At 52.3% G+C, this 22,950-nt stretch carries 23 protein-coding genes and 1 tRNA gene; 7 read left to right on the plus strand and 17 right to left on the minus strand.

Annotated elements, in window-relative coordinates; all coding sequences use genetic code 11:
• Nucleotides 1-701: 701 nt before the first annotated feature.
• Nucleotides 702-1,871, plus strand: coding sequence for an MFS transporter (locus tag SGBXF1_RS19750; protein WP_186427416.1), 1,170 nt, complete (start codon nucleotides 702-704; stop codon nucleotides 1,869-1,871).
• 343 nt (nucleotides 1,872-2,214) lie between these two features.
• Here the strand turns inward: SGBXF1_RS19750 and SGBXF1_RS19755 are convergent.
• From SGBXF1_RS19755 to xerD, 6 genes are all read right to left on the minus strand, one after another.
• A tRNA-Gly gene (locus SGBXF1_RS19755) sits at nucleotides 2,215-2,288 on the minus strand.
• A 232-nt stretch (nucleotides 2,289-2,520) separates the two neighbouring features.
• The gene (gene lysS, locus SGBXF1_RS19760; protein ID WP_061808420.1) at nucleotides 2,521-4,038 is read right to left on the minus strand and encodes a lysine--tRNA ligase; all 1,518 of its coding nucleotides are present in this window, start codon (nucleotides 4,036-4,038) and stop codon (nucleotides 2,521-2,523) included.
• Between the two features lie 9 nt (nucleotides 4,039-4,047).
• Nucleotides 4,048-5,146, minus strand: a protein-coding gene (gene prfB / locus SGBXF1_RS19765; protein WP_115185178.1) for a peptide chain release factor 2 whose coding sequence is annotated in 2 segments (ribosomal slippage) — nucleotides 4,048-5,070 and nucleotides 5,072-5,146 — 1,098 coding nt in all. Because the reading frame shifts where the segments join, the coding sequence is not laid out codon by codon here.
• 166 nt (nucleotides 5,147-5,312) lie between these two features.
• Nucleotides 5,313-7,046 (minus strand): single-stranded-DNA-specific exonuclease RecJ, encoded by a 1,734-nt coding sequence (gene recJ, locus SGBXF1_RS19770; protein WP_186427417.1) that lies wholly within the window; start codon nucleotides 7,044-7,046, stop codon nucleotides 5,313-5,315.
• Nucleotides 7,047-7,052: 6 nt separating this feature from the next.
• On the minus strand, nucleotides 7,053-7,769 hold the full coding sequence (dsbC, locus tag SGBXF1_RS19775) for a bifunctional protein-disulfide isomerase/oxidoreductase DsbC (RefSeq protein WP_037418300.1): 717 nt from the start codon (nucleotides 7,767-7,769) through the stop codon (nucleotides 7,053-7,055).
• 27 nt (nucleotides 7,770-7,796) lie between these two features.
• A complete protein-coding gene (gene xerD, locus SGBXF1_RS19780; protein WP_130381937.1) occupies nucleotides 7,797-8,696 on the minus strand; it encodes a site-specific tyrosine recombinase XerD in 900 nt (299 codons plus the stop codon).
• 107 nt (nucleotides 8,697-8,803) lie between these two features.
• Between xerD and fldB the strand changes: the two genes are divergently transcribed.
• The gene (fldB, locus tag SGBXF1_RS19785) at nucleotides 8,804-9,322 is read left to right on the plus strand and encodes a flavodoxin FldB (protein ID WP_017893855.1); all 519 of its coding nucleotides are present in this window, start codon (nucleotides 8,804-8,806) and stop codon (nucleotides 9,320-9,322) included.
• 35 nt (nucleotides 9,323-9,357) lie between these two features.
• Here the strand turns inward: fldB and creD are convergent, their stop codons facing one another.
• From creD to sdhE, 5 genes are all read right to left on the minus strand, one after another.
• A complete protein-coding gene (creD, locus tag SGBXF1_RS19790) occupies nucleotides 9,358-10,722 on the minus strand; it encodes a cell envelope integrity protein CreD (RefSeq protein WP_037418294.1) in 1,365 nt (454 codons plus the stop codon).
• A gap of 84 nt (nucleotides 10,723-10,806) precedes the next feature.
• The gene (gene creC / locus SGBXF1_RS19795) at nucleotides 10,807-12,225 is read right to left on the minus strand and encodes a two-component system sensor histidine kinase CreC (RefSeq protein ID WP_186427418.1); all 1,419 of its coding nucleotides are present in this window, start codon (nucleotides 12,223-12,225) and stop codon (nucleotides 10,807-10,809) included.
• Entirely contained in the window at nucleotides 12,222-12,917 is a 696-nt protein-coding gene (gene creB, locus SGBXF1_RS19800) for a two-component system response regulator CreB (protein ID WP_037418288.1), read from the minus strand. Before creB ends, creC begins: the two co-directional genes overlap by 4 nt.
• Nucleotides 12,917-13,339 (minus strand): protein YgfX, encoded by a 423-nt coding sequence (locus SGBXF1_RS19805; protein WP_037418286.1) that lies wholly within the window; start codon nucleotides 13,337-13,339, stop codon nucleotides 12,917-12,919. The genes creB and SGBXF1_RS19805 overlap by 1 nt, the downstream gene beginning before the upstream one ends.
• The gene (gene sdhE, locus SGBXF1_RS19810) at nucleotides 13,320-13,586 is read right to left on the minus strand and encodes an FAD assembly factor SdhE (RefSeq protein ID WP_037418284.1); all 267 of its coding nucleotides are present in this window, start codon (nucleotides 13,584-13,586) and stop codon (nucleotides 13,320-13,322) included. Before sdhE ends, SGBXF1_RS19805 begins: the two co-directional genes overlap by 20 nt.
• A gap of 463 nt (nucleotides 13,587-14,049) precedes the next feature.
• Here sdhE and ygfZ point away from each other — a divergent pair, with 463 nt between their 5' ends.
• Nucleotides 14,050-15,042 (plus strand): tRNA-modifying protein YgfZ, encoded by a 993-nt coding sequence (gene ygfZ, locus SGBXF1_RS19815; protein ID WP_037418279.1) that lies wholly within the window; start codon nucleotides 14,050-14,052, stop codon nucleotides 15,040-15,042.
• A 37-nt stretch (nucleotides 15,043-15,079) separates the two neighbouring features.
• Here ygfZ and SGBXF1_RS19820 read toward each other — a convergent pair whose 3' ends face one another.
• Together SGBXF1_RS19820 and trhA are read right to left on the minus strand one after the other, a co-directional pair.
• Nucleotides 15,080-15,577: a DUF2165 family protein gene (locus SGBXF1_RS19820; RefSeq protein ID WP_037418276.1), complete on the minus strand. Its 498-nt coding sequence runs from the start codon at nucleotides 15,575-15,577 to the stop codon at nucleotides 15,080-15,082.
• A gap of 163 nt (nucleotides 15,578-15,740) precedes the next feature.
• Nucleotides 15,741-16,415: a PAQR family membrane homeostasis protein TrhA gene (gene trhA, locus SGBXF1_RS19825; RefSeq protein WP_186427419.1), complete on the minus strand. Its 675-nt coding sequence runs from the start codon at nucleotides 16,413-16,415 to the stop codon at nucleotides 15,741-15,743.
• 183 nt (nucleotides 16,416-16,598) lie between these two features.
• On the opposite strand from trhA, the gene SGBXF1_RS19830 reads away from it, so the two are divergent.
• On the plus strand, nucleotides 16,599-17,207 hold the full coding sequence (locus tag SGBXF1_RS19830) for an HD domain-containing protein (protein WP_037418270.1): 609 nt from the start codon (nucleotides 16,599-16,601) through the stop codon (nucleotides 17,205-17,207).
• A gap of 91 nt (nucleotides 17,208-17,298) precedes the next feature.
• Here the strand turns inward: SGBXF1_RS19830 and SGBXF1_RS19835 are convergent, their stop codons facing one another.
• Genes SGBXF1_RS19835 through SGBXF1_RS23910 form a run of 3 tightly spaced genes read right to left on the minus strand, consistent with a single transcriptional unit; the run spans nucleotide 17,299 to nucleotide 19,139 of the window.
• Nucleotides 17,299-18,045, minus strand: a complete 747-nt coding sequence (locus SGBXF1_RS19835) for an SDR family oxidoreductase (RefSeq protein ID WP_186427420.1) — start codon at nucleotides 18,043-18,045, stop codon at nucleotides 17,299-17,301.
• Nucleotides 18,046-18,069: 24 nt separating this feature from the next.
• Nucleotides 18,070-18,879: a MipA/OmpV family protein gene (locus SGBXF1_RS19840; protein WP_186427421.1), complete on the minus strand. Its 810-nt coding sequence runs from the start codon at nucleotides 18,877-18,879 to the stop codon at nucleotides 18,070-18,072.
• 26 nt (nucleotides 18,880-18,905) lie between these two features.
• The gene (locus SGBXF1_RS23910) at nucleotides 18,906-19,139 is read right to left on the minus strand and encodes a hypothetical protein (RefSeq protein ID WP_238320987.1); all 234 of its coding nucleotides are present in this window, start codon (nucleotides 19,137-19,139) and stop codon (nucleotides 18,906-18,908) included.
• Between the two features lie 189 nt (nucleotides 19,140-19,328).
• On the opposite strand from SGBXF1_RS23910, the gene SGBXF1_RS19845 reads away from it, so the two are divergent.
• Genes SGBXF1_RS19845 through SGBXF1_RS19855 form a run of 3 tightly spaced genes read left to right on the plus strand, consistent with a single transcriptional unit; the run spans nucleotide 19,329 to nucleotide 21,940 of the window.
• Nucleotides 19,329-19,997 (plus strand): response regulator, encoded by a 669-nt coding sequence (locus SGBXF1_RS19845; protein WP_037418263.1) that lies wholly within the window; start codon nucleotides 19,329-19,331, stop codon nucleotides 19,995-19,997.
• Complete coding sequence (locus SGBXF1_RS19850) at nucleotides 19,994-21,400, plus strand: ATP-binding protein (RefSeq protein WP_186427422.1); 1,407 nt, start codon at nucleotides 19,994-19,996, stop codon at nucleotides 21,398-21,400. Before SGBXF1_RS19845 ends, SGBXF1_RS19850 begins: the two co-directional genes overlap by 4 nt.
• 6 nt (nucleotides 21,401-21,406) lie before the next feature.
• A complete protein-coding gene (locus SGBXF1_RS19855) occupies nucleotides 21,407-21,940 on the plus strand; it encodes a GNAT family N-acetyltransferase (RefSeq protein ID WP_186427423.1) in 534 nt (177 codons plus the stop codon).
• A gap of 8 nt (nucleotides 21,941-21,948) precedes the next feature.
• On the opposite strand, the gene SGBXF1_RS19860 is transcribed toward SGBXF1_RS19855, so the two are convergent.
• Nucleotides 21,949-22,914, minus strand: a complete 966-nt coding sequence (locus tag SGBXF1_RS19860) for a quinone oxidoreductase family protein (RefSeq protein ID WP_186427424.1) — start codon at nucleotides 22,912-22,914, stop codon at nucleotides 21,949-21,951.
• Nucleotides 22,915-22,950: the final 36 nt, after the last annotated feature.

Below are 22,950 nucleotides of genomic sequence, written 5' to 3' on the forward strand. Positions count from 1 at the left end.
ATCTCCTTTGAGGTTAATTAATAACAAAATAATTTCGTATATTACTATTACGCTCCATATCAAGAATAATTTGATATAAGCTGTAAAAACCCAGGACACGTTATATTTAATTTCAATTTTTCATGCGGTGACGCATCATGATTGAGGATGCATGAAAGCTGTATCTTGAAGTGCACATGTCAAAATTTTAAAAACATGTACTTAGTGTGAACAATAGATGCACTGGGGGATAATGCTCCCTATCAACTTATTAAAGTCACTATCCGTGTTGTAATTACAAGATTTCATTCAATAACGGACAGTAAAAAACCAAACAACTCATCACATTACGTTACAAATTCCGAACAAAGTATACAAATACGCAACTTAATGTAAAGTTATTTTTTTATTTTATATTGAAACTATGATAATAATAATTATTTGCTTGTTATATATATTCATGATCACTTAAAAAAACCTTGATCTATCTATAAATTAGAACCATGCTCAGCGTCATTAAGCATTAATACGCAAAGAAAAAGGCTATTTTTGAAATTAATTAAGTAAATTATCTTATGTGACAATCGATAACCCCGGCGGCCTTCGTGCCGACGGATACATAAGGTATTCGCAAGCTTCTATGTGAATGATTTTTAAGCATGTAGTTTGTGTTAATTAGGCGTTTTTATCACTTTATGATCTGAACTCTGCAGGAAGCTCGTATGTTCAAATACCTCGCATGTTGCTTTATGTTAGTACTCATTTATCCCTTGGGAGTGGACTTATATCTTGTTGGCTTACCCGATATTGCCAAAGACTTAAATGCCACAGCCGTAGACCTTCATACTGCTTTTTCTATTTATTTGGCCGGCATGGCGTCGACCATGATTATCGCAGGACTTGTCTCTGACCGATTTGGCCGGAAGCCCATCGCATTATTAGGTGCATTAATTTTTGTTTGTGCTTCATATGGTGCCGCATTGACTGTTTCTGCCGAGCAATTTCTTTTTGCGCGGTTCTGGCAAGGTGTCGGCGCCGGCTTCTGCTATGTTGTTACCTTTGCCATTCTGAGGGATACTCTGGATGACGATAAACGCTCAAAAGTGTTATCAGTGATTAATGGTATTACCTGCATCGTTCCTGTTATTGCGCCAGTTCTTGGCTATTTACTATTAATGAAGTTTGAATGGCCAAGCCTCTTCACCGGCATGGCTATCTTCGCAGGAATTTCATGCTTAGTTTGTATATTCTGGCTTGATGAAACGTACCATAATAATAAAGAGACACATCCAAATAGAGAAATAAGCGACAATGAAAGTTTACTCTCACCATTATTCATCAGCCGCTTATTCATTACCTGTTTGTCTATCACAGCAATATTGACCTATGTAAATACCTCGCCAATCATCTTAATGAGTCAAATGGGGTTATCTACGGGACAGTATTCAATATCGATGACCGGTCTGGCTAGTTTTAGCATGATCACTTCATTTTTAACGCCCTACCTCCTGTCAAAACTTGGGCAAAAAACGGTTCTCCTGTTATCACAGATTCTATTTTTATCCTGCGCAATTATATTTGCACTCACACAAACACTGGGCCTAAATGCGTATTTAAACCTCGTAGGGTTCGCTATGATAGGTGTCGGTTTTGCTATGGGGTTCGGGATACTGATGAGCCAAGCCTTGAACCCGTTTAAGCAAAATGCCGGCTTGGCAAGTTCCGTGCTTGCCATTTGCCAGATCGCGTTCTCTGCCGGTTATATCTGGATAATGGGGATGCTCGGTGTGAGCGCAGTGAATATGCTGATTATCCTGCTGCTGTTTTCCAGCATCGCTAACACCATCGTGCTGGTCTCTGTGCCCAATCAGCGGGAATGTCTTCAGGAGTAAACGCCCCAACCCCTGCCAGGCAAACGTCACCTATCCCAGTAACCAAAACGCCTTCATAGCAGTATGAAGGCGAAAAAATACCAAACTGCAAGACGGACGGTCTTTCCCACAATGCTGTTGTCGGCATATACACGTTCAAATACGTCGTGACTTGTGATTTGTTAGCGAAAGGTACTTAAGGAACAGATTGGTTTGGTTTGGTTTGGTTTGGTTTGGTTTGGTTTGGTTTGGTTTGGTTTGGTTTGGTTTGGTTTGGTTTGGTTTGGTTTGGTTTGGTTTGGTTTGGTTTGGTTTGGTTTGGTTTGGTTTGGTTTGGTTTGGTTTGGTTTGGAACAGATTGGATTGGAGCGGGTGAAGGGAATCGAACCCTCGTATGCAGCTTGGGAAGCTGCCGTTCTACCATTGAACTACACCCGCATCGGTGTGCGGCTGTCATTATAACCGGTTATCCCCGCTGGGCAAGCGGAGATAACGTGTAACTGCTGATGTTTTAGGCAGTTAGCTATCGCTTTCCTCTCTGCTCACCCATCAGGCAAAAAAAAACCGGCACAGTGACCTGTGCCGGTTGATATGAATACCCTTTCTCTTTCAAGCCACAGGGGCGTTGGTTATGCCTTCCTGCGGTTGGAAGTTTCTTCGATATGTGATCTTATTTCTGCGGGCGCATTGCCGGGAACAGGATCACATCACGAATAGTATGGCTGTTGGTGAACAGCATGACCATACGGTCGATACCGATACCCAGACCTGCGGTCGGTGGCAGACCGTGTTCCAGTGCAGTCACGTAGTCTTCGTCGTAGAACATCGCTTCGTCATCGCCAGCGTCTTTCGCATTAGCCTGGTCAGCAAAGCGCTGTGCCTGGTCTTCTGCATCATTCAGCTCGGAGAAGCCGTTACCGATTTCGCGACCACCGATGAAGAACTCGAAGCGGTCAGTGATCTCTGGGTTAACGTCGTTGCGGCGCGCCAGTGGAGATACTTCCGCCGGATATTCAGTAATGAAGGTCGGCTGAATCAGATGACTTTCGGCCACTTCTTCGAAGATCTCGGTCACTACACGGCCCAGACCCCAGCTCTTCTCAATCTTGATACCGATGGATTCAGCGATCGCAACCGCTTTATCCATATCAGCCAGATCGGCCAGATCGGTTTCAGGACGATACTTTTTGATCGCCTCGGTCATGGTCAGCTTCACAAACGGCTTGCCGAAATCGAACACTTCATCACCGTACTGCACCTGAGTATTGCCCAGTACGTTCTGGGTCAGGGTGCGGAACAGTGACTCGGTCAGTTCAATCAGATCTTTGTAATCCGCGTAAGCCATATAGAGTTCCATCATGGTGAACTCTGGGTTATGACGCGGAGAAACGCCTTCGTTACGGAAGTTACGGTTGATTTCGAACACACGCTCGAACCCACCAACGACCAGACGCTTCAGGTACAGCTCTGGTGCAATACGCAGGTACATATCAATGTCCAGCGCATTGTGGTGAGTCACGAATGGACGCGCGGAAGCCCCACCCGGAATCACCTGCATCATTGGTGTTTCGACTTCCATGAAGCCGCGCTCTACCATGAAGTTACGCATTGCCGCCATGATCTGAGAACGCACTTTAAAAGTCTTGCGCGATTCTTCGTTAGCGATCAAATCCAGGTAGCGCTGACGATAACGGGTTTCCTGATCCGCCAGACCGTGGAACTTGTCCGGCAACGGGCGCAGAGCCTTAGTCAGCAGACGCAGTTCGGTACAGTGGATAGACAATTCGCCGGTCTTGGTTTTGAACAGCTTACCGCGTGCACCCAGGATGTCACCCAGGTCCCACTTCTTGAATTCTTCGTTATAAACGCCTTCCGCCAGATCGTCGCGCGCAACGTACAGCTGAATACGGCCGCCAACGTCCTGCAGCGTAACAAATGACGCTTTACCCATGATACGGCGGGTCATCATACGGCCGGCAACGGTGACTTCTACACCCAGCGCTTCCAGCTCTTCATTGTCTTTATCGCCGTATGCAGCGTGCAGCTTGTCGGACGTGGTGTCACGACGGAAATCATTCGGGAACGCAATACCGTTCTCGCGCAGCGCGGCCAATTTCTCACGGCGTGACTGCAACTCGTTATTGAGATCCAGCGCCTGATCGGCGCCTTGTGGTTGTTGCTCAGACATTTCTGTTCCTTATAACCCGGCTTTCAAACTTGCCTCAATGAATTTATCCAGGTCGCCATCTAATACGGCCTGCGTGTTGCGCGTTTCAACGTTAGTGCGCAAATCCTTGATACGGGAGTCATCCAGCACGTAAGAGCGGATTTGGCTGCCCCAACCGATATCGGACTTGTTGTCTTCCATCATCTGTTTATCAGCATTTTTCTTTTGCATCTCAAACTCGTACAGCTTGGCTCGCAGCTGTTTAAACGCTTGATCCTTGTTCTTATGCTGAGAACGGTCGTTCTGGCACTGCACTACGATGTTGGTCGGTAAGTGGGTAATACGCACCGCCGACTCAGTTTTGTTCACGTGCTGACCACCCGCACCCGAGGCGCGGTAAACGTCGATACGCAGGTCCGCCGGGTTGATATCGATATCAATATCATCGTCCACTTCCGGGTAGATAAACACCGAACTGAACGAAGTATGACGACGACCGCCGGAGTCGAATGGGCTCTTGCGCACCAGGCGATGTACGCCGGTTTCAGTACGCAACCAGCCAAACGCGTAGTCGCCGATGATCTTGATGGTGGCGGATTTCAGCCCAGCCACATCGCCGTCGGACTCTTCAATGACTTCGGTCTTGAAGCCTTTGGCTTCGGCCCAGCGCAGGTACATGCGCAGCAACATGCTCGCCCAGTCCTGTGCCTCTGTACCGCCGGAACCGGCCTGGATATCAAGGTAGCAATCAGCACTGTCGTATTCACCAGAGAACATACGACGAAATTCTAATTGCTCCAGCTTGGCAGACAGTTGATCAAGCTCAACGACCGCTTCGTTAAAGGTTTCTTCATCGTCGGCTTCAATCGCCAATTCCAATAGGCCAGTGACGTCTTCGCCGCCCTGTACCAGTTGGTCAATGGTTTCAACGATGGCTTCGAGCGCAGCGCGCTCTTTACCCAGCGCCTGTGCGCGCTCAGGTTCGTTCCAAACGTCAGGCTGTTCCAGCTCTGCGTTGACTTCTTCTAGGCGTTCTTTCTTGGCATCATAGTCAAAGATACCCCCTAAGAACGGCAGTCCGCGCGGACAGGTCCTGAATTCGGTTTTTTACCGGGTTAATTTCAAACATGTTTTTAGCGTTCTTTTTCGTTGATGGCGTCGATGGCAAAATGCCATTAGAACCGGTAATTCTAGCGGATCCAGCCGTCAGTTTATAGCGAGTTGGTTAGTTTTTGTGGGGGAAGAAAACATGCCGGGGTTTGGCAGAGCAAACCCCGGATTAGGACCGCCGTATATTAACGTGGCCAGAGGTGTTGGATCAGTAACTGCACGTTGCGGTTACCGCGGAACTCGTTAACGTCCAGTTTGTATGCCAGTTCCACTTCACGCACGCTGCTGTCGGGCCACAGAGTGGTATCTACATTGAAAGCGATGCCGTCCAACAGCGGGCCGCCACCGAGCGGTTCCACCATCAGCTTCAGGTGTTTCTCACCCACCAACCGCTGCTGTAAAATACGGAATGTTCCGTCAAACGTCGGCTCAGGGAATGCTTGTCCCCAGGGCCCGCCTTCCCGCAACAGTTCAGCCGTTTCCAATGAGAGTTCCTGCTGCGCCAATTCGCCGTCAGACCAGAGCACCCCTTCCAGCATCGCCGGATCGAGCCATTCGCCCACCAGTTCGCCAAAGCGCTGGCGAAACTCGTCGAATTTTGCCTCTTCCAGCGACAGGCCAGCGGCCATCGCATGGCCACCAAACTTCATCATCAACCCCGGATTCAGCGTATCCAGCCGTTCCAGCGCATCACGCATGTGCAAACCGGCTATCGAACGCCCGGAGCCTTTCAGTATGCCATCGCCCGCCGGCGCAAATGCGATCACCGGTCGGTGGAAACGTTCTTTAATACGCGACGCCAGAATACCCACGACCCCCTGATGCCACTCAGGGTGATACATTGCCAACCCATACGGCAACGTGGTGCTACTGCGTTCAAGCTCGTCACACAGTTGCAGCGCTTCAACCTGCATACCCTGTTCAATCTCACGTCGCGTCAGATTGAGCGCATCAAGATCATTGGCCAGCATACGTGCCTGCGCAATGTCATCGCTCAGCAATAACGCTACACCGATCGACATATCATCCAATCGTCCGGCAGCATTGAGGCGCGGTCCCAGCGCAAAGCCGAGATCGTTAGCCGCCAATTGACGCGCGTCGCGATTAGCCACTTCCAACAGTGCCCGGATGCCAGGCCGACACTTGCCGGCGCGAATACGGTTCAGGCCCTGATACACCAAAATGCGGTTGTTTGCGTCGAGCGGTACCACGTCAGCAACCGTACCGAGCGCCACCAGATCCAACAGCTCTGCCAAATTCGGCATCGCCAGTGCACGTTGTTCAAACCAGCCACTTTCACGTAGCCGTGCACGCAGTGCCAGCATCAAATAGAAAGCCACACCGACCCCCGCCAAAGACTTGGACGGGAATGCGCAGCCACGTAGGTTAGGGTTGACGATCGCTTCCGCCGCCGGCAGGGTTTCCCCTGGCAGGTGGTGATCGGTCACCAGCACCTGCATCCCCTTGGCGTGTGCCACATCGACGCCCGCATGAGAAGAGATGCCGTTATCCACGGTCAAGATCAATTCCGCACCACGTGCATCCGCCTGCTCCACGACTTCAGGGCTCAGGCCGTAGCCATCTTCGAAACGGTTCGGTACCAGGTAGTCGACCGCACTGCCACCCATACTGCGTAATGCCAGCACTGTCAGCGCGGTACTGGTGGCACCATCAGCATCGAAATCGCCTACCACCATGATGCGACGATGATCAGCCAGCGCTTGCTGCAGAATGCCAACAGCGTCATCAATGCCATCCAACTGCTGCCAGGGCAGCATACCTTTGACGCTGCGCTCCAACTCCTGCTCGGCCTGAACGCCGCGCAGCGCATATAAACGGCGCAGCAGCGGGTGCAGGCTGGCAGGCAAATGGCTATCGTCCGTCACCGCACGGCGGCGTAGTTGTGTTTTGATGCTCACCGGCGATTAACCACCGGTTTTGGTTGCAGTCTGATGTGCGTCCAGCATAGCGGCCATCTCTTTCGGCCCCTGATAGCCAGGGATCATCATGCCATTTTCCAGAATGATGGCGGGGGTGCCCTGAATACCGAACTGCACGCCAAGCGCATAGTGTTTGCTAATGTCGGTCTTACAGGTCGCAGGTGAAACTGCGTCGCCTTTCATTGCCAAGTCAAAGGCCTTGGCTTTGTCAGCGGTACACCAGATTGATTGCATGTCTTTCTCGGCCTGGGAATTCAGTCCCTGGCGCGGGAAGGCCAGATAACGAACGGTGATACCCAGATCGTTATACTCTTTAATCTGTTGATGCAGCTTGTGGCAGTAGCCGCAAGTGATGTCGGTAAACACGGTGATCACGTGTTTTTGCTTCGGCGCTTTGTAAACGATCATTTGATCTTTCAACGCTTCCAGCTTGGTGGTCAGCAGCTGGTTGGTGACGTTCACTGGCTCTTTGCCACTAACGTCGTACAGCGGGCCTTGCAGAATGTGTTTGCCGTCTTCTGTCACGTACAATACGCCGTTATCGGTCAGCACGGTTTTCAGGCCATTGACCGGTGAAGGCTGTACGTCTGCCTGCTGAATACCCAGGCTGCCGAGTGCTTTTTGGATTGCCGCATCGTCGGCATGGGCCGCGCCAGTCACAGACGCCACCAGCAGGGAGAGCAGCATTAAACCTTTCTTCATTCTTCCAATCCTTTTGAACCCGGCGTGTCAGGCACGCGGGTGGTGCTGTTGATGTAGCTGTTTCAGTCTTTCAGTCGCTACATGCGTATAAATTTGTGTTGTTGAGAGGTCGCTATGCCCCAATAACATCTGTACGACACGGAGATCGGCACCATGGTTCAGCAAATGGGTGGCAAACGCATGACGCAACACGTGCGGCGACAGTCTCTCGCTATCAATGCCCGCTAGGATCGCATAGTGTTTGATGCGATGCCAGAATGTCTGTCGAGTCATTTGCTGACAACGGTTGCTCGGGAACAAAACATCCAGTGCCTGGCCGTTTACCATCCACGGACGCCCATGTTCCAGGTAATTTTCTATCCAGTACACCGCCTCTTCGCCCAGTGGGACTAGTCGTTCCTTGTTACCTTTACCAATCACACGCACCACGCCTTGGCGCAGACTGACGTCACTGATGGTCAACCCAACCAACTCAGAAACACGAAGGCCAGTGGCATACAGCACTTCCAGCATCGCTTTGTCACGCAGTTCCAGCGGTTGATCAACACATGGCGCCTGCAGTAACGCATCAACCTGCGCTTCACTCAGATCTTTCGGCAGCCGTTGCGGTAACTTCGGCGAGGCGAGTAGCGCAGTGGGATCGTCGTTGCGTATATTTTCGCGGTACAGGTATTGGAACAAACGGCGCATGGCGCTCAGCAAACGCGCAGAACTGGTGGCCTTGTAGCCCCCCTCTACTCGCTCGGCGAGAAATGCCTGCAGATCCAACGCTTGCGCCTGTAGCAGAGGGATATTTTGTTGGTTCAGCCAGGCGACCAGCGCCTGCAGATCCAGCCGATAAGAGGCCAGCGTATTTTCTGCCAGATTGCGTTCGAGCCACAGCGCATCCAGGAATTGCTCAATCAATGCATGATCTTGCTGTTGCACGCGGTCCTCTCTTTGTTACGTTTATGCCACAGGCATTATGCCTTAAGCCGATACAAATCGGGTATACTCGCTGCAATTCTACCTACGGCTATATAAACGGTTTACACATGAAGATTGGTCTGTTTTACGGCTCCAGCACCTGCTACACAGAAATGGCGGCAGAAAAAATCCGTGAGATTCTGGGAGAAGACCTGGTCGATCTGCACAACCTGAAAGATGTCTCCCCCAAGCTAATGGAAGAGTATTCCATCCTGATCCTCGGCATGCCAACCTGGGACTTCGGTGAATTGCAGGAAGATTGGGAAGCGATCTGGCCGCAACTGACCACATTGGATTTGCAGGGGAAAATTGTCGCCATGTATGGCATGGGCGATCAACTCGGTTATGGCGAATGGTTCCTCGATGCGCTCGGTATGCTGCACGATCACATTGCCCCGCTCGGCGTACAGTTTATTGGTTTCTGGCCGATCGACGGTTTCGAATTTACCAGCCCGAAACCGCTTAGCGCTGACGGCAAACACTTTGTCGGTCTGGCACTGGATGATGTGAACCAATACGACATGAGTGAAGAGCGTCTGCAACAATGGTGTGAACAAATCCTATTGGAGATGGAACCACTGTTGTAATGCCAATGGGCGCGGTAACCGCGCCCACTCCACTGTTATTTCCACAACCGGAAGCGGCCTTCTCCCTCATCAGCCGGTGTTTCACCGTTCAACCGTGCCGGATCAGCCACCTGATACCAGTCTAATTTACGCGTCAGCAACATGATTCCCGCCAAAATAGCGAACAGCAACCCAGCCCCGAGTACCAATGCGTTATCTTCCGATTGCAGCAGCAGATACAGCACGCCGTACAACATCAACAAACTGACAGCAAATATCCCCCCTCGCAGCCTGCCGCGCAGCACCGCACTGAGGTAAAAGGCAATCAATCCACTGCAGGCGATACTGGCCAACAGATAGGCCATACCGAAACCGAAATGCTCGGAAAATGCCAACAAGATCAGATAGAAAAGTACCAACGCGGCACCAACCAGCAGATATTGGATGGGATGTACTCGCAGGCCGGTCAAAGTTTCGAATAAGAAGAACGCCATAAACGTCAGGCCGATAAACAACACTGCATATTTCACTGCGCGTTCGGTCAGTTGGTAGTGATCCACCGGTTCTATCAGGCTGGTACTAAAGGTCGGCAGTTTTTCTTCGCCGATGATTTCGTCATCGTAATGGAAAGCACTGTTGATATTGTTGGCAAACCAAGTGCTGCGCCAACGAGCGCTGAAGCCTCTCTCCGTCACTTTACGCTCATCCGGCAGGAAGTTGCCGAGGAAATTCGGATGCGGCCAATTGCTCTGCAATGTCAATTCACTGCTACGCCCAAGCGGTACCAATGACAAACTGCTGGTACCCGCCAGTGTGAGGGTAAATTCGGCATCCAGCCCCATTTTTTGCAGTGTGGGCAGCGTCAGCGGCGCATGAACCCCTTGATGCAGCACACTGACCTGAGTACCCGGCTCAAAGGTCGTCTGTGACTGTTCACTGATAAGAGGTGAGATACTTTTGATGCCGCGTGAATCGCTAAGTGATACCAGTAAGAATGGCTGACCAATAATCACATTGCTGCGCTGCAAGTCGGCCAGATCAGGCTGGCCAAACTTCACCTTAAAATTTAATGGCCCTTGATACACCTGAGTCTGATAGATGCCCAACTTACGCACGTCGACATTGGGTTTGCCACTGACCTGTAAAGTCTCCGGCAGGAGATAACGGTGGTGGCGAATCATTTGCACCACCTTCTGCCCCTTGTCATCCGTCTTCTCTTCCCGTTCGCTATAAGGAATGACAATCAGCGGCCCCAAGATGCGCTGTGCCCGGCTGGTGCTTTCGCTAACCTGCCCCACCACGCTCTGGCGGTAGCCGCTACGCTCCTCAATCACATTCATTAACTGTGTCACAGGAATGATCATTAAGATCATCAATCCCAGCAGAGTGGTTATCTTCCAAAACAATACCGATTTCATCATCGCCGCGCGCTCCTTGTAGGTTATTGCGCCACGATAAAGGCCTCTGGTGAAAACAGGATGTGGTTATGTGAAGGGACGGTGAAGTCAGAGAGATAAAGTGAAAATAGCCGCCACACCGTGCGGTTGACGGTTAAGCAAGCGAATGCCGCCACGGTGCAACCGCGCGACCTCCTGCACGAAACTCAACCCCAGACCGCTGCTTTTAGGCTTATCGGCCCGGGCCAGTGAATAAAAACGTTCGAACACCTTGTCCAGTGCATAATCGGGAATGCCCGTGCCGTCGTCACTGATGGTGATGCTATAGTGGTTGTCCTGCCGTTCGCCACGCACACTGATGGCACCGCCCGTAGGGGTGAAATCCAATGCATTGTCGAGCAAGTTGGTCAACGCCTGGCTGATCAGCAACCCATCGCCGGTCAAGGTAATCTCCTCAACCGCCTCAATCTGTAGCAAAACGCCACGCTGCGCTGCTTGCGCCTCTTTACCTGCCACGGCCTGACGTACCAACACCGCCATCGCCAAAGGTGCCAATTCCAAACCGGGCCGACTTTCCAGCCGCGCCTGCACCAACAGTTTATCCACCAGTTGTTGAATGCGTGCACTCTGCTGTTCGATATTGGTCAGAAAACGCTGAGCCGTGGCCGGCGGAGGCAATTCCTGAAGCAGCTCGGCTGCACCACGGATCGCCGCCAGTGGGCTCTTCAGCTCATGGGTTAGGGTATGCACATACTGTTCGATGTAAGCCTTGCCTTCCAGCTTCACGCGCATGCTTTCCAGCGATTGCGCTAATTGCTTTAGTTCATGGCCGCCCATTTTCGGCAGCGGCGTGCTTTCGCCCTGCGCCACGCCGTCAGCGTAACGCACCAACCGCCCAATCGAACGGTTTATCCACCAAACAAAACCCAGGCCAATCAGCAGTGCAATGCCCAATAACAGCGCGCCAGCCCATAGAATGCGCCGCTCGCTGCGCTTGATTACCGGTGCCATAGTGCTGTTTGGTTTGCCAACACTGAGCACACCGATAATTTTTCCTTGCTCCAACACCGGTGCGGCGACGTACATAACTGAACTGTTTTCATCTTGCGGATTACTGCGCGTACTGCGCGCACCGTATTGACCGCGCAACGTCAAATAGACGTCATTCCAGCGTGAGTAATCCTGCCCGAGCGCCTGCCCGCTGGAATCAAAAATGACCTTGCCCTGTTGATCCGTCAGATAGACATGGTATTCGCTGCGATCCTTACGGATACCGGCAATATTGGCGCCAATAGGCCGTTGATTAAGCTGGGCAAACGCCTGCGCCAGTTGCCCGTGCGCCACGTCGGCACGCTGCATGTCCAAACGTGCGATCTGCGCCAGCAGATTGGCGGTATCGACCAATGTGCCTTCGGTTGCTCGCCGCACACCGGGTTTCACTTCCTGTACAAAAATGCTCAACACGAAATAGCCCGCGACGGCCACAATCAGGAAATATCCCAACAGCAGACGCAAACCTATTCTCATGGCTGACGGCTCACGCTGTAACCCAACCCACGATGGGTGTGGATTGGTGGTTCACCGGGATCAACCGCGCGCAATTTGGCACGCAGCGTTTTGATATGAGTGTCGACGGTACGATCCAGACTTTCTTCCGCCTGAGCCCAGACACTTTCCATTAACTGCTGACGTGAAAATACCCGGCCAGGTGCCAGCAGTAAGGTTTTCAACAACAAAAATTCGTAGCGGGTTAGCGGCAGTGGTTGCTGATGGTAATAGATGGCCGCGGCCTGTTCATCCATCCCAAAAGGACCAAAGCTGTACAGTGCGGGCTGTTGCAGACGCTGTTGTTTTTGCAAGCGGCGTAGAATGGTGCGCACGCGGGCACTGACTTCTCGTGGTGAAAAGGGTTTGGCAACGTAATCGTCGGCACCAATTTCTAACCCAATCAGGCGATCAACTTCATCGCTGCGGGCTGTGAGAAACAGGATGGGTAAATCCGCCGACTGCGATAGCAACCGGCGGCACAGTTCAAAACCGTTGATATCTGGCAAGCCGACATCGAGGATAGCCAGCGCTGGAGGCCCCTGCGCCAACGCTTGCAATGCCGGCTCACCGCGCTCGAACCAGCGCACCTGAAAGCCTTCGCTTTCCAGGGTATAAATCAGCGTGTCGGCAATGCTGGGCTCATCTTCCACCAGCCAGAGCGTCGGCTTCATCAGGATTCCTCGTCATCACTGGCGGACGGATACAGCAGCGCCTGACGCAAATGCCGCCATTCGGCTTTGCCCATAGAATCCGAAGCCAGCCACAACCGACGACGTTTTTTCCCCTGCGTCGGCTGCAACGTCAACAAGATGCCATAACGCGGCATCCAAGGCTGTTTTACCAGTTGCCATTCCTGCCCGTGCCAACCCAAGCGTTGATTCGGCAGCAGCTGTAGCTCACCCTGCCGCGACGCAATGCGCTTCTGGCTACGAATACATTCAAACACCACCAGCGTTAGCAGGACCAGCCAGATTGGGCCGTAACCCTCCGGCCAGGGTGAAATCAGAATCAGTAGAATCAGTACGCCGTGTGTCAGCAGCGAAAGTAACTGGGTGCGCCAGGAAATACGGACGTCACATCGCCACTGGGCCACGGTCTTTATTTCGCGTCTGGATCAGTGTCACCATTCTCTGCAGTTCACTGTCCTGCGGAGCGCCATGATTCATCAGCCAATTGAAGAGATCGGGATCATCAGATTCCAGCAGGCGGATAAACAGCGCTTTGTCTGTGTCATTCAACTGGTCGTATTCATACTCGAAGAACGGCATGATGGAGATGTCCAGTTCGCGCATACCACGGCGACAAGCCCAGTGGATACGTGCTTTGTTATTAATATCCATGTTGTTATGACTAACCTCTTTTCAGCGTGGCAACGCCATCGCAGGGTTCAACTGACACACTGTATGGCAACACCGGCGCGATATAATTCCATCAGCCAAAGATCTGTCTGCAAGGGTTACCCTTGGCCGCAAGCCTATAGAGTAACAATTTGACATACTCGCCGGGAAGAAGGTTCTCTGCGTAAAACGCAATTAAGCGCTAAATGTCAAAAAAAGCGCTGCCGGGGAGGCAAGCGTGAATAACAGTTTGCAAAGCCCGCCGCCTCTTTTACCATGGAGTCAACACACCTGAGAACCTGTCCCAATAGGCATAATAGTTGTAGGCAGTTTGGGCACCGACTGCGCGCAAGAGCCGGACGTACACAGAGTACATGACGGTTACGAGCACCGCCCTGGCGTAAAAGGGCAAATAAAATAGCCTATTGGGATAGGTTCTAAGCCAAACGTTAAGCAGGAACTTATTATGGCGTATAAAATTCCATTTCCACCCCGTCAGCCTTCCGCTTCCTCCCATCTACCTCTGACTCTGATCTCACTGGAAGATTGGGCATTGGTGACGTTGAACGGGCCGGACACAGTGAAATACCTTCAAGGCCAGGTGACCGCCGATATCGAAGCGCTGCCCGCCGATCGGCACGTGTTGTGTGGCCATTGTGATGCCAAGGGCAAAATGTGGAGCAACCTGCGTCTATTCCATCGCGGTGAAGGCTTTGCCTATCTGGAACGCCGCAGCGTGCTGGACAGTCAATTGGCTGAAATCAAAAAATACGCGGTATTTTCCAAACTCACCATTGCCGCCGACAGCGAAGCAGTGTTGCTAGGCGTGGCCGGTTTTCAGGCACGCGCGGCGCTGGCGGACGTTTTCAGCACCCTACCGGATGCTGAACATCAAGTCGTGCAAGACGGGGAAACTACCCTGCTGCATTTCGCTCTGCCAGCAGAACGTTTTCTGTTGGTTACTACCGCTGCCATTGCTGAACAGCTCGTGAGTAAACTGCACGAACAAGCAGAACTGAACGACAGCCAACAGTGGCTAACGCTGGATATTGAAGCCGGCTATCCGGTCATTGACAGCGCCAACAGCGGGCAGCTAATTCCTCAGGCCACCAATCTACAGGCATTGGAAGGCATTAGCTTCAGCAAGGGCTGCTATACCGGCCAGGAAATGGTCGCACGTGCCAAGTTCCGCGGCGCCAATAAGCGAGCGCTGTACTGGTTAGAAGGCAAAGCCGGGCGAGTGCCGGAGGCCGCTGAGGACGTGGAATTACAACTGGGTGAGAACTGGCGTCGTACTGGCACGGTACTGAGCGCAGCCAAACTGACCGACGGTACACTGTGGGTACAGGTTGTCCTGAACAACGATCTGGACGCCGACAGCACATTGCGGGTGCGCGACGACGCCACCAGCCAACTGGTTATCAAACCGCTGCCATACTCATTGGCGGAAGAGAAGTAGTACCCAGGCAGCAGGCGTGAGCCTGCTGCCTGATGCCTTACTCGTCCAGTTCGCCGTCCCGCTGCACCAGATAGATCAGCACCAAAATGAGGGTGACAAAGAACCGGAAAGCATCAGGTACCCCGTTCCATTGCTTAGACATCCACATGCCGAACCACTCGCCGCCCACCGACATAAAACCCACCTGCCAGGTCAGAAAACCCAGTGTCAAACCAGCCACCGCCAATGTTTTCTTTCTATTGAAGGCCACCGCAGGCAGTTTCAAGCCGCACAGAAGACGCAACCCCCCCATCCAACACAACAGTGCAGTCAGACTTTCCAGCGTAATGATGCCAATGTAGCCGGCGTGATGCAGCCATGGAGTCTGTATTGAACGGTAGGTGATAGTGGCGTCAGGGAAAATAGTGTCCATCATAAATACATGACGCACAAAGGCGAAGTTGGAGCCGTAATCCGTGATATTGCCAAATGCCACCAACGTGGCGAATAGCGCCATCGCGCACACCAGCAACGCTTTGGATAAACGAACGATCATAGTGATGAGTCCTGAAAAAATTAACGTAGGCACCGAAGGTGCAGTTCGCGGGCTCAGGAATGAAAAAAATGGGCTTGCTGGATACCCGAAAGAAACAAGCGCTTCTTTTCTAACCTAAAAGAAACGCTTGATCAACATGATATTAACGCCCATCAGGCGGCAATCAGACGTACAGATAAATCGCCATAAAGTGACACAGGCTGCCACCGAGTACGAAACCATGCCAGATAGCATGGCCAAAGCGGAAACGCTTAGAGGCATAGAAAATCACCCCCAGGGTATAAACCACACCACCAACCGCCAGCAACGTCACACCGCCAATAGCCAGACGGGTCGCCAGTTGGTAAATCACAATCAGCGACAACCACCCCATCGTCAGATAAGTCACCAGCGATAAGGCTTCAAAACGGTGTGCAAACGCGAGTTTGAACAACACGCCCAGTAACGCCAAGCCCCAGATTACTGCCATCAGTCCCTTGGCGAGCGGTGAATCCAGCCCCACGAGCAGAAACGGCGTGTAGGTACCGGCAATCAAAAGGTAAATGGCACAGTGGTCAAATTTTTTCAGCCAGTGCTTGGCCTTTTGATGGGGGATTGCATGGTAGAGCGTGGAAGCAAGAAACAGCAGTATCATACTGCCGCCATAGAGACTGTAACTGGCGATGGCCGTTGCGCCAGCGCCGCTATCAACGGCCTGTACCAGCAGCAATACCAAGCCGACGATGCCGAAAACCAATCCGATACCGTGGCTGATACTGTTGGCGATTTCTTCCGCCCACGGATAGGCCGCAACGGCAACGTTGTCGGTACTGACTTTCACTACGCCCGTTTTTCCCATAAAGCACAACCCCTCAAAACGCCCAATATTGTTCGAAATTACCGCAAAGCAGCTTAACTGAGAATAATTTCAGTGTACACGTGTACGCCAAAATAAAACTGTGTACGCGTGTAACCATCGAAATCCCTCTCCCACTGGTCTACAATCGATCGGCTTCAACCCATCTACCTTGAGGTTTACACCATGTCATCCGCTGTACCCGCGTTAGATTTCGGCTCCATGACCCAGGTCATCCAGTTCCTGATGGAAATCGACAAGTTGAAAAGCGTGCAACGCCGCACTAAAGTGCTGGGCACCCAACGCCAGGAGAACTCCGCCGAACATAGCTGGCATTTTGCTATTGCCGCCCTGAGCCTGGCACCCTATGCCGGTGAAGGCGTAGATATCCAGCGGGTGATCCAGATGGCGCTGCTGCATGACATCGTTGAGATCGACGCCGGTGATGTACTGGTCTACGATCTGGCAGCACGTGCAGCAATCCATGATGTAGAAGTGGCTGCAGCGCGCCGGCTTTTCGGTATGCTGCCAGACACTCAGCGCGAGTATTTCACCGCTTTATGGCAGGAATATGAAGATGGCGAAAGCGCCGACGCGCGCTTTGCGCTGGTGCTGGACCGCACGATGCCGATGCTGATGAACCTGCACAATGGCGGCCAAAGCTGGGTCGAGAACGGCATCAGTCTTGAGCAAGTACTGGCGCGCAACACGACCATCGCTGATGTCCAACCGGAGTTGTGGAAATACCTGCTGCAGCACTTACAGGACGCACAACGTAAAGGCTGGCTGAAGTAACACGCTGGCTACCGTAGCAAGCCGGGTGGCTCCATCACCCGGCACGCCACTCATAACGGCTTGTGCGCTTCACTGAGAATACTATGAAACCTCAGCGGCCGCCGGACGCTTCGATAAAGCTGCCGGTGACGTAAGAAGCTGCATCAGACAGCAACCAAGTAATGGCTTCCGCGACCTCTTCCGGGGTGCCGCCACGCTGCATCGGCAGATTGCCCTTAACCCGATCAACACGTCCCGGCTCGCCGCCGCTGGCGTGCATTTCGGTGTAAATGCACCCCGGTCGCACAGAATTGACACGAATACCCTGAGCCGCCACTTCCAGCGCCAGTCCGGTGGTTAACGTGTCTACCGCCCCCTTCGATGCGGCATAGTCGACATACTCCCAGGGGGCTCCTAAACGGGCTGCGGCTGAAGAGACGTTGACGATTGAGCCGCCCTGCCCACCATGACGATGCGCCATCCGTTTCACCGCCTCACGACAGCAAAGGAAATAGCCGGTGACGTTGGTGCTCAGCACCTTGTTAATTCGCTCTGCCGTGAGGTGTTCAATGCTTGTCTGTTGAAACAGAATGCCGGCGTTGTTGACCAGCGCACTGATTGGGCCAAGGGTTGCGTCCAGTTCGATAAACATCGCTACCACCTGGCTTTCATCGGCAATATCCGCCCGCAGCGGCAGCGCCTGACCCCCCTGTGATTCAATCTCCGTCACAACCTGCTGTGCCGCGACCTCATCTTTCAAATAGTTAACGCCCACCGCATAGCCCTTCTGGGCCAAAAGCAGGGCTGTGGCGCGGCCAATACCCCGGCTGGCGCCGGTGACCAATGCAACTTTCGTCATGCTATTCCTTCTCTGGTTGGGAAATCAGAAACTGTAGCTGGCGCTCAGGAAAGCCACCCCAGCGGCCTCTTTCTCGACGATCGGGCTGTTCGCCGCATCACCCAACAGAGTATAGATACCGACGCCGCCCTGGAAGGCGATTTCCCGCGTCAATTGATAATTCAACGCGGTATTGAGCATCACCTGCTTAAAGCCGCTTCCTGGGCGATAGGCATCAAAAGCGCTATGCTGCGCTTGCTGCTGGGTGACACCGAAGTAGCCACGCTGATAACCCTTGTTGGCCCACGTGGTAGTCAGATCGGCTGAAAGACTAAGCGCATCGCTTAACGGGTACAACGCCGCCACCCCCACATCGATATAGGCAGTATGCCCCAAGTCTTCACCGCCATACTGACGCGCCTTGGTCGCCTGCATTCCCCTGATATAGGTGCGGAAGGGTTCGAATTTATAACTCAGTTCAATACCCGCCTCAAACGCGCCATCCAAATCCCCCATGCCTTTGAGCCGATTTTTACGCCCCCCCAACGTTTTGATGTTTTCGTCTCGTCCACCATCATAACCCGCCAATAAGGCGATACCGAATGGTCCCGACAACGGCAACTGCCAACTGGCCCCCCCCAGTCCCAGACTAAAATCTCCCCATGTCGGATTGTCATAACCTGCCTGAAGATCATACAGCGGTACCGCGCTATAAATAGACGCCCCTTGATATAACGGCGCCACCGCAATGCCCCCGCTAAGCGTCAACGACGCTTTTTCTTCCTCCTGCGCAGATCCCTGCAAGGGAAATATCATCAGCAGCGTCATCGCAGAATAACCCAGGGTATTTTTCACCGTATTTGCCTTATATTTAATGAGGTTTATAGCGCCACCAGGCGCCGCAATTGTTTTTTTATTCGCGGTTTGAAACGACTACAGACATCTGAAACCACCGTCTGCAATTGGGGCTGCAAGGTTGATGAATGTGCTATTGGATTATTTATACCCTGCGCGTCAGCGTGAAAATGCACCATGAACAGCACGACAAATAAGATCGCGCACAAGCGAATAAATCCGCCAGTGATAGCTAAATTTGAAGCATTGCTGATATGCATTGTGCTTACTCTGCGGTAATGACTGTGCTGTGAAGCCTACCCGAATCAAAGCGCTGCTCCCTTAACGTGAAATTAACGGCAGATTAAGGTTTGCTTAAGAAGGTATGAGCGAAAAGCCGTGCGGCGTTGTCTTCCCCCGACGGTTGTAGTTATATAGCCGCCAGCGTAGTGATATAAACCGGATACCACGTGAATATATTGTTAGTGGAAGACGATCTGCAATTGGGCAAAGCCCTGTGCCGTGCATTAGAGCTGGCTGGGTTTGAGCTGTGCTGGGTGCGGTTGGTCCATGATGCACAACATAAATTAACGCAAGGCAGTTTCGATTTAATGCTGTTGGATCTGACTCTGCCCGACGGTGACGGATTACAAAAGCTGATCGAATGGCGCGCCGCCGGACAAAACATTCCGATCATTATTCTGACTGCCCGAGATCGCATTGAAAGCCTGGTCAATAGTCTGGACTCCGGCGCGGATGACTTCCTGGCTAAGCCCTTTGCACTACCGGAATTAATCTCGCGCGTGAAGGCAGTGAACCGTCGCATGGCGGGGTTTGCCTCCCAAACCTGGAGCCTGGGCAATCTGTATCTGGATCCGATGAACCACCAGGTCACGCTGGATGACGAACTGCTGCTACTATCGAAAAAAGAGTACCGCTTACTGCATGAGCTCATGCGTTGTGCCGGTACAGTGGTACGTAAGGCCGCATTGGAACAGAGTTTATTCGGTAACGGCGACAGCGTGGAAAGCAACTCCCTCGAGGTGCATATGCATAATTTAAGACGCAAAATCGGTAAGGAAAGAATTATTACCGTGCGTGGCATCGGCTATTTATTAAAAAAAGAGAGCCAAGGATGATCAGTTTTAAATCCTTTTTTATGCGCACCATCATTTTTCAGGTATTGGCAATATTATTACTCTGGGGGATTTTGATTGGCTGGGTAAAATATCTCTATTACCCCGATGCAGAAAAATATCTGGATAATCAGCAACGCATTGTTGCACGTGGCATTGCCAATATTCTTGATAAATCCGACATTACCGATCTCAATTATCTTGATGTTATTAAAGATATCGAAGTCATGTATATCGACTCCATTAAAAACGGTATGCAGGATGAAATAGACTATCGCCCGTTACTTGTGGTTTACGACCACAATAATAAGATGCTTTACGCCTCCCCTTCCCAAGAAAAACCCTTGATTCTACCGCCTTCGGTGCTATCCGGCACCATCAGCTATGCCAACGTGAAGTGGCATATCGCCGGCAGTTGGAGCGATAAGCAGCAATTTAGGGTGATTGTCGGTGAATCCTTTGACAACCGCACCACTATTTTCGGCAATCCGGCTGAAAGCACGGCGATCCCGCTGCTGGTCATTCTGGCAGCAATCATTGTCGCCCTGCTGGTTACGGCCTATTTCAGCCTGCGACCACTGCGGCAAATCGCCAGAATGATCTCTGACCGCAAGCCGGGTAACTTATCGCCGATCAATGTGCGTGCGCAATATCAGGAAATTCGCCCGATCGTTTTAGAAATTAATAAGTTGATGGCTCGTATCGACGCCGCCAACCAGCGTGAAAAGCGCTTTATGGCCGATGCGGCGCATGAACTACGTACCCCAATCGCTGCCGTGCTGGCACAGTTGCACCTGCTGACCCAGGTAGCTGATAAATCCGAACGCCAGGAGATCATTGAAGACATGCAACACGGGCTGGACCGCGCCGCATCGCTGTCACGCCAACTGATTGACTTGGCCAAACTGGAATCGGAAGACTTCCCACTGAAGATTGAAGCGGTAAATATCCACGCAGAGATCAGCAAATGCATTGCCCAACATGTCCCCTATGCGCTGGAGAAGAACGTCGAACTCTCTCTGGATGGTAGTGAAAATGTGATGATTGAGACCGATCGCCATTCGCTGATTACGATATTCACCAACCTGCTGGAGAACGCCATTAAATATGCGCCAAACGGTGGGCGAATCGAAGCTAACATCCGGTCACTGTCGCCGCTGGGCTGCTATATTACATTGCGTGATAATGGCCCCGGTATCCGTCGGGAGTACCACAAACGACTGTTCGAGCGCTTTTATCGCGTACCCGGTACGCAACAGAGCGGCAGCGGTCTCGGGCTCGCCATTGCGAAAAACCTGGCCGATAAAATTGGCGCACAACTGCGGATAACCGAAGGGCTTGATGAGCACGGCATCGGTTTTATCATCGATCTGCCCGAAAATTACCTTGCACCACGAGAGAATTAACCGACGATGACTCAACCCATTTTGCTGCAACAACATCAACTTGATTTGCTATGGCAGATTGACCGCAGTGAAGTGATCGACACGTTCTACCGCATGCAGAATGGCAAATTACAGCCCTATACCGCCCATTACGATCTGCAGGGTTGGGATCCGCACGATCGCGAAACCTATAGCGCGATCCATGAACACTGCTTTGCGCGTGGGGGCCGCTTTCTCGCCCTGTTCGAAGAGAAGAAAATCCTTGCAGCTGCGGTGCTCGATACCCTGCCGCGCGGGCCGCGGCAGGACTTACATCAGTTGCTGTTTTTCTATGTCAGCGCCAGCCAGCGTGGCAAGGGGCTGGGCAAACGTCTGTTCAGCCATTGCCTACATCAAGCCAGCCAAGACGGTGCTCTCGGGCTGTATGTTTCTTCTATCCCAAGTAAAAACACCGTGGATTTTTATCTGTCTCAGGGTTGCCAGTTGATGACCCAACCCGATACCGAACTGTTTGTCCGTGAACCGGAAGATATTCATCTGGCCTGCTATTACCGCGAGTAGTTGGCTGTTTATCTGGCGATTCGGATCACCGAACGCACGTCGCTTTTCTTATTAAGATCCCACACGTCGGCGATCTCGGATAAATCGTGTTCCTGAGTCTCAACCGAGATCTCCCCGGCTGCTGCCAGCGCCAGGATCTCACTGGCATATCTCTGCATGTCAGCCACCGGAGGGAAATTGCCTGTACCGCTGCCCATAATCTGCAATTGATTACTGCGCAGGACCGCCGCGGGCAACCGAATGTCCGGCCCCGCCATCGAGCCAACATTGACCAAGCGAATGCCGCGTCCACCGGCGTAAGAGGACAAGTCGTGGTTGTTCAGTGTCGCAAGCAGTGCTTCTGTGGCCGCACCCCAGATGTAATCGACAATAACCTGATACCCATTTGGACCTGCCGCTGCGGCGAAAGCCTGCACCAGTTCCGCACCTTCCAGTGAAAGATCGACCGTGGCATCCACACCCAATGCATCCAGCACGCTCTGACGACGGCCGGCAGCGACAATACGACCCGCCCCTGCCTGACGCGCAGCAGCCACTGCCAGTTTGCCTGAAGTCCCTGTAGCACCAATGATCAGCACCGTTTCCCCTGCCTGAACCTCAGCGCGCCAGTGCAGCGGCAGCCAGGCAGCGAACGCCGGATTGATCAATGCGGCTGCGGTAGCGTCATCCACGCCCTTCGGCACAGGTACGGTCCAGGAAGCAACAGTGCGTTCGGCTAACGCACCGTGTGGCTGGCGGAAAGAGGCAAAATAAACCCGCTGACCGTCTGGCGCATAGCCCACACCGTCGGTACCCGGCACGATCGGCAAGCTCTTCGGACTGGAGTAATGGGTTCCTGCCACCATGGCACGATCCAGCTGTTTTATGCCAGCGACACTCACCGTAATCAGCGTTTCACCTTCGCGCGCGGTCGGTTCATCCACATTACCGGCCACAGGTGCCTGGCCCAGGACGTTTACAATAGCTGCTTTCATCATTGCTCCTTATTCCGTTCGAGTTATCCTGCGACG

This window comes from Serratia grimesii (assembly GCF_900186025.1).
Lineage (GTDB): Bacteria > Pseudomonadota > Gammaproteobacteria > Enterobacterales > Enterobacteriaceae > Serratia > Serratia grimesii.

Coding starts and splice junctions, on each gene's coding strand:
- SGBXF1_RS19750 (WP_186427416.1), top strand. CDS start 702: ATGTTCAAATACCTCGCATGTTGCTTTATGTTAGTACTCATTTATCCC.
- lysS (WP_061808420.1), bottom strand. CDS start 4,038: ATGTCTGAGCAACAACCACAAGGCGCCGATCAGGCGCTGGATCTCAAT.
- dsbC (WP_037418300.1), bottom strand. CDS start 7,769: ATGAAGAAAGGTTTAATGCTGCTCTCCCTGCTGGTGGCGTCTGTGACT.
- fldB (WP_017893855.1), top strand. CDS start 8,804: ATGAAGATTGGTCTGTTTTACGGCTCCAGCACCTGCTACACAGAAATG.
- creD (WP_037418294.1), bottom strand. CDS start 10,722: ATGATGAAATCGGTATTGTTTTGGAAGATAACCACTCTGCTGGGATTG.
- creC (WP_186427418.1), bottom strand. CDS start 12,225: ATGAGAATAGGTTTGCGTCTGCTGTTGGGATATTTCCTGATTGTGGCC.
- creB (WP_037418288.1), bottom strand. CDS start 12,917: ATGAAGCCGACGCTCTGGCTGGTGGAAGATGAGCCCAGCATTGCCGAC.
- sdhE (WP_037418284.1), bottom strand. CDS start 13,586: ATGGATATTAATAACAAAGCACGTATCCACTGGGCTTGTCGCCGTGGT.
- ygfZ (WP_037418279.1), top strand. CDS start 14,050: ATGGCGTATAAAATTCCATTTCCACCCCGTCAGCCTTCCGCTTCCTCC.
- SGBXF1_RS19820 (WP_037418276.1), bottom strand. CDS start 15,577: ATGATCGTTCGTTTATCCAAAGCGTTGCTGGTGTGCGCGATGGCGCTA.
- trhA (WP_186427419.1), bottom strand. CDS start 16,415: ATGGGAAAAACGGGCGTAGTGAAAGTCAGTACCGACAACGTTGCCGTT.
- SGBXF1_RS19830 (WP_037418270.1), top strand. CDS start 16,599: ATGTCATCCGCTGTACCCGCGTTAGATTTCGGCTCCATGACCCAGGTC.
- SGBXF1_RS19835 (WP_186427420.1), bottom strand. CDS start 18,045: ATGACGAAAGTTGCATTGGTCACCGGCGCCAGCCGGGGTATTGGCCGC.
- SGBXF1_RS23910 (WP_238320987.1), bottom strand. CDS start 19,139: ATGCATATCAGCAATGCTTCAAATTTAGCTATCACTGGCGGATTTATT.
- SGBXF1_RS19850 (WP_186427422.1), top strand. CDS start 19,994: ATGATCAGTTTTAAATCCTTTTTTATGCGCACCATCATTTTTCAGGTA.
- SGBXF1_RS19855 (WP_186427423.1), top strand. CDS start 21,407: ATGACTCAACCCATTTTGCTGCAACAACATCAACTTGATTTGCTATGG.
- SGBXF1_RS19860 (WP_186427424.1), bottom strand. CDS start 22,914: ATGAAAGCAGCTATTGTAAACGTCCTGGGCCAGGCACCTGTGGCCGGT.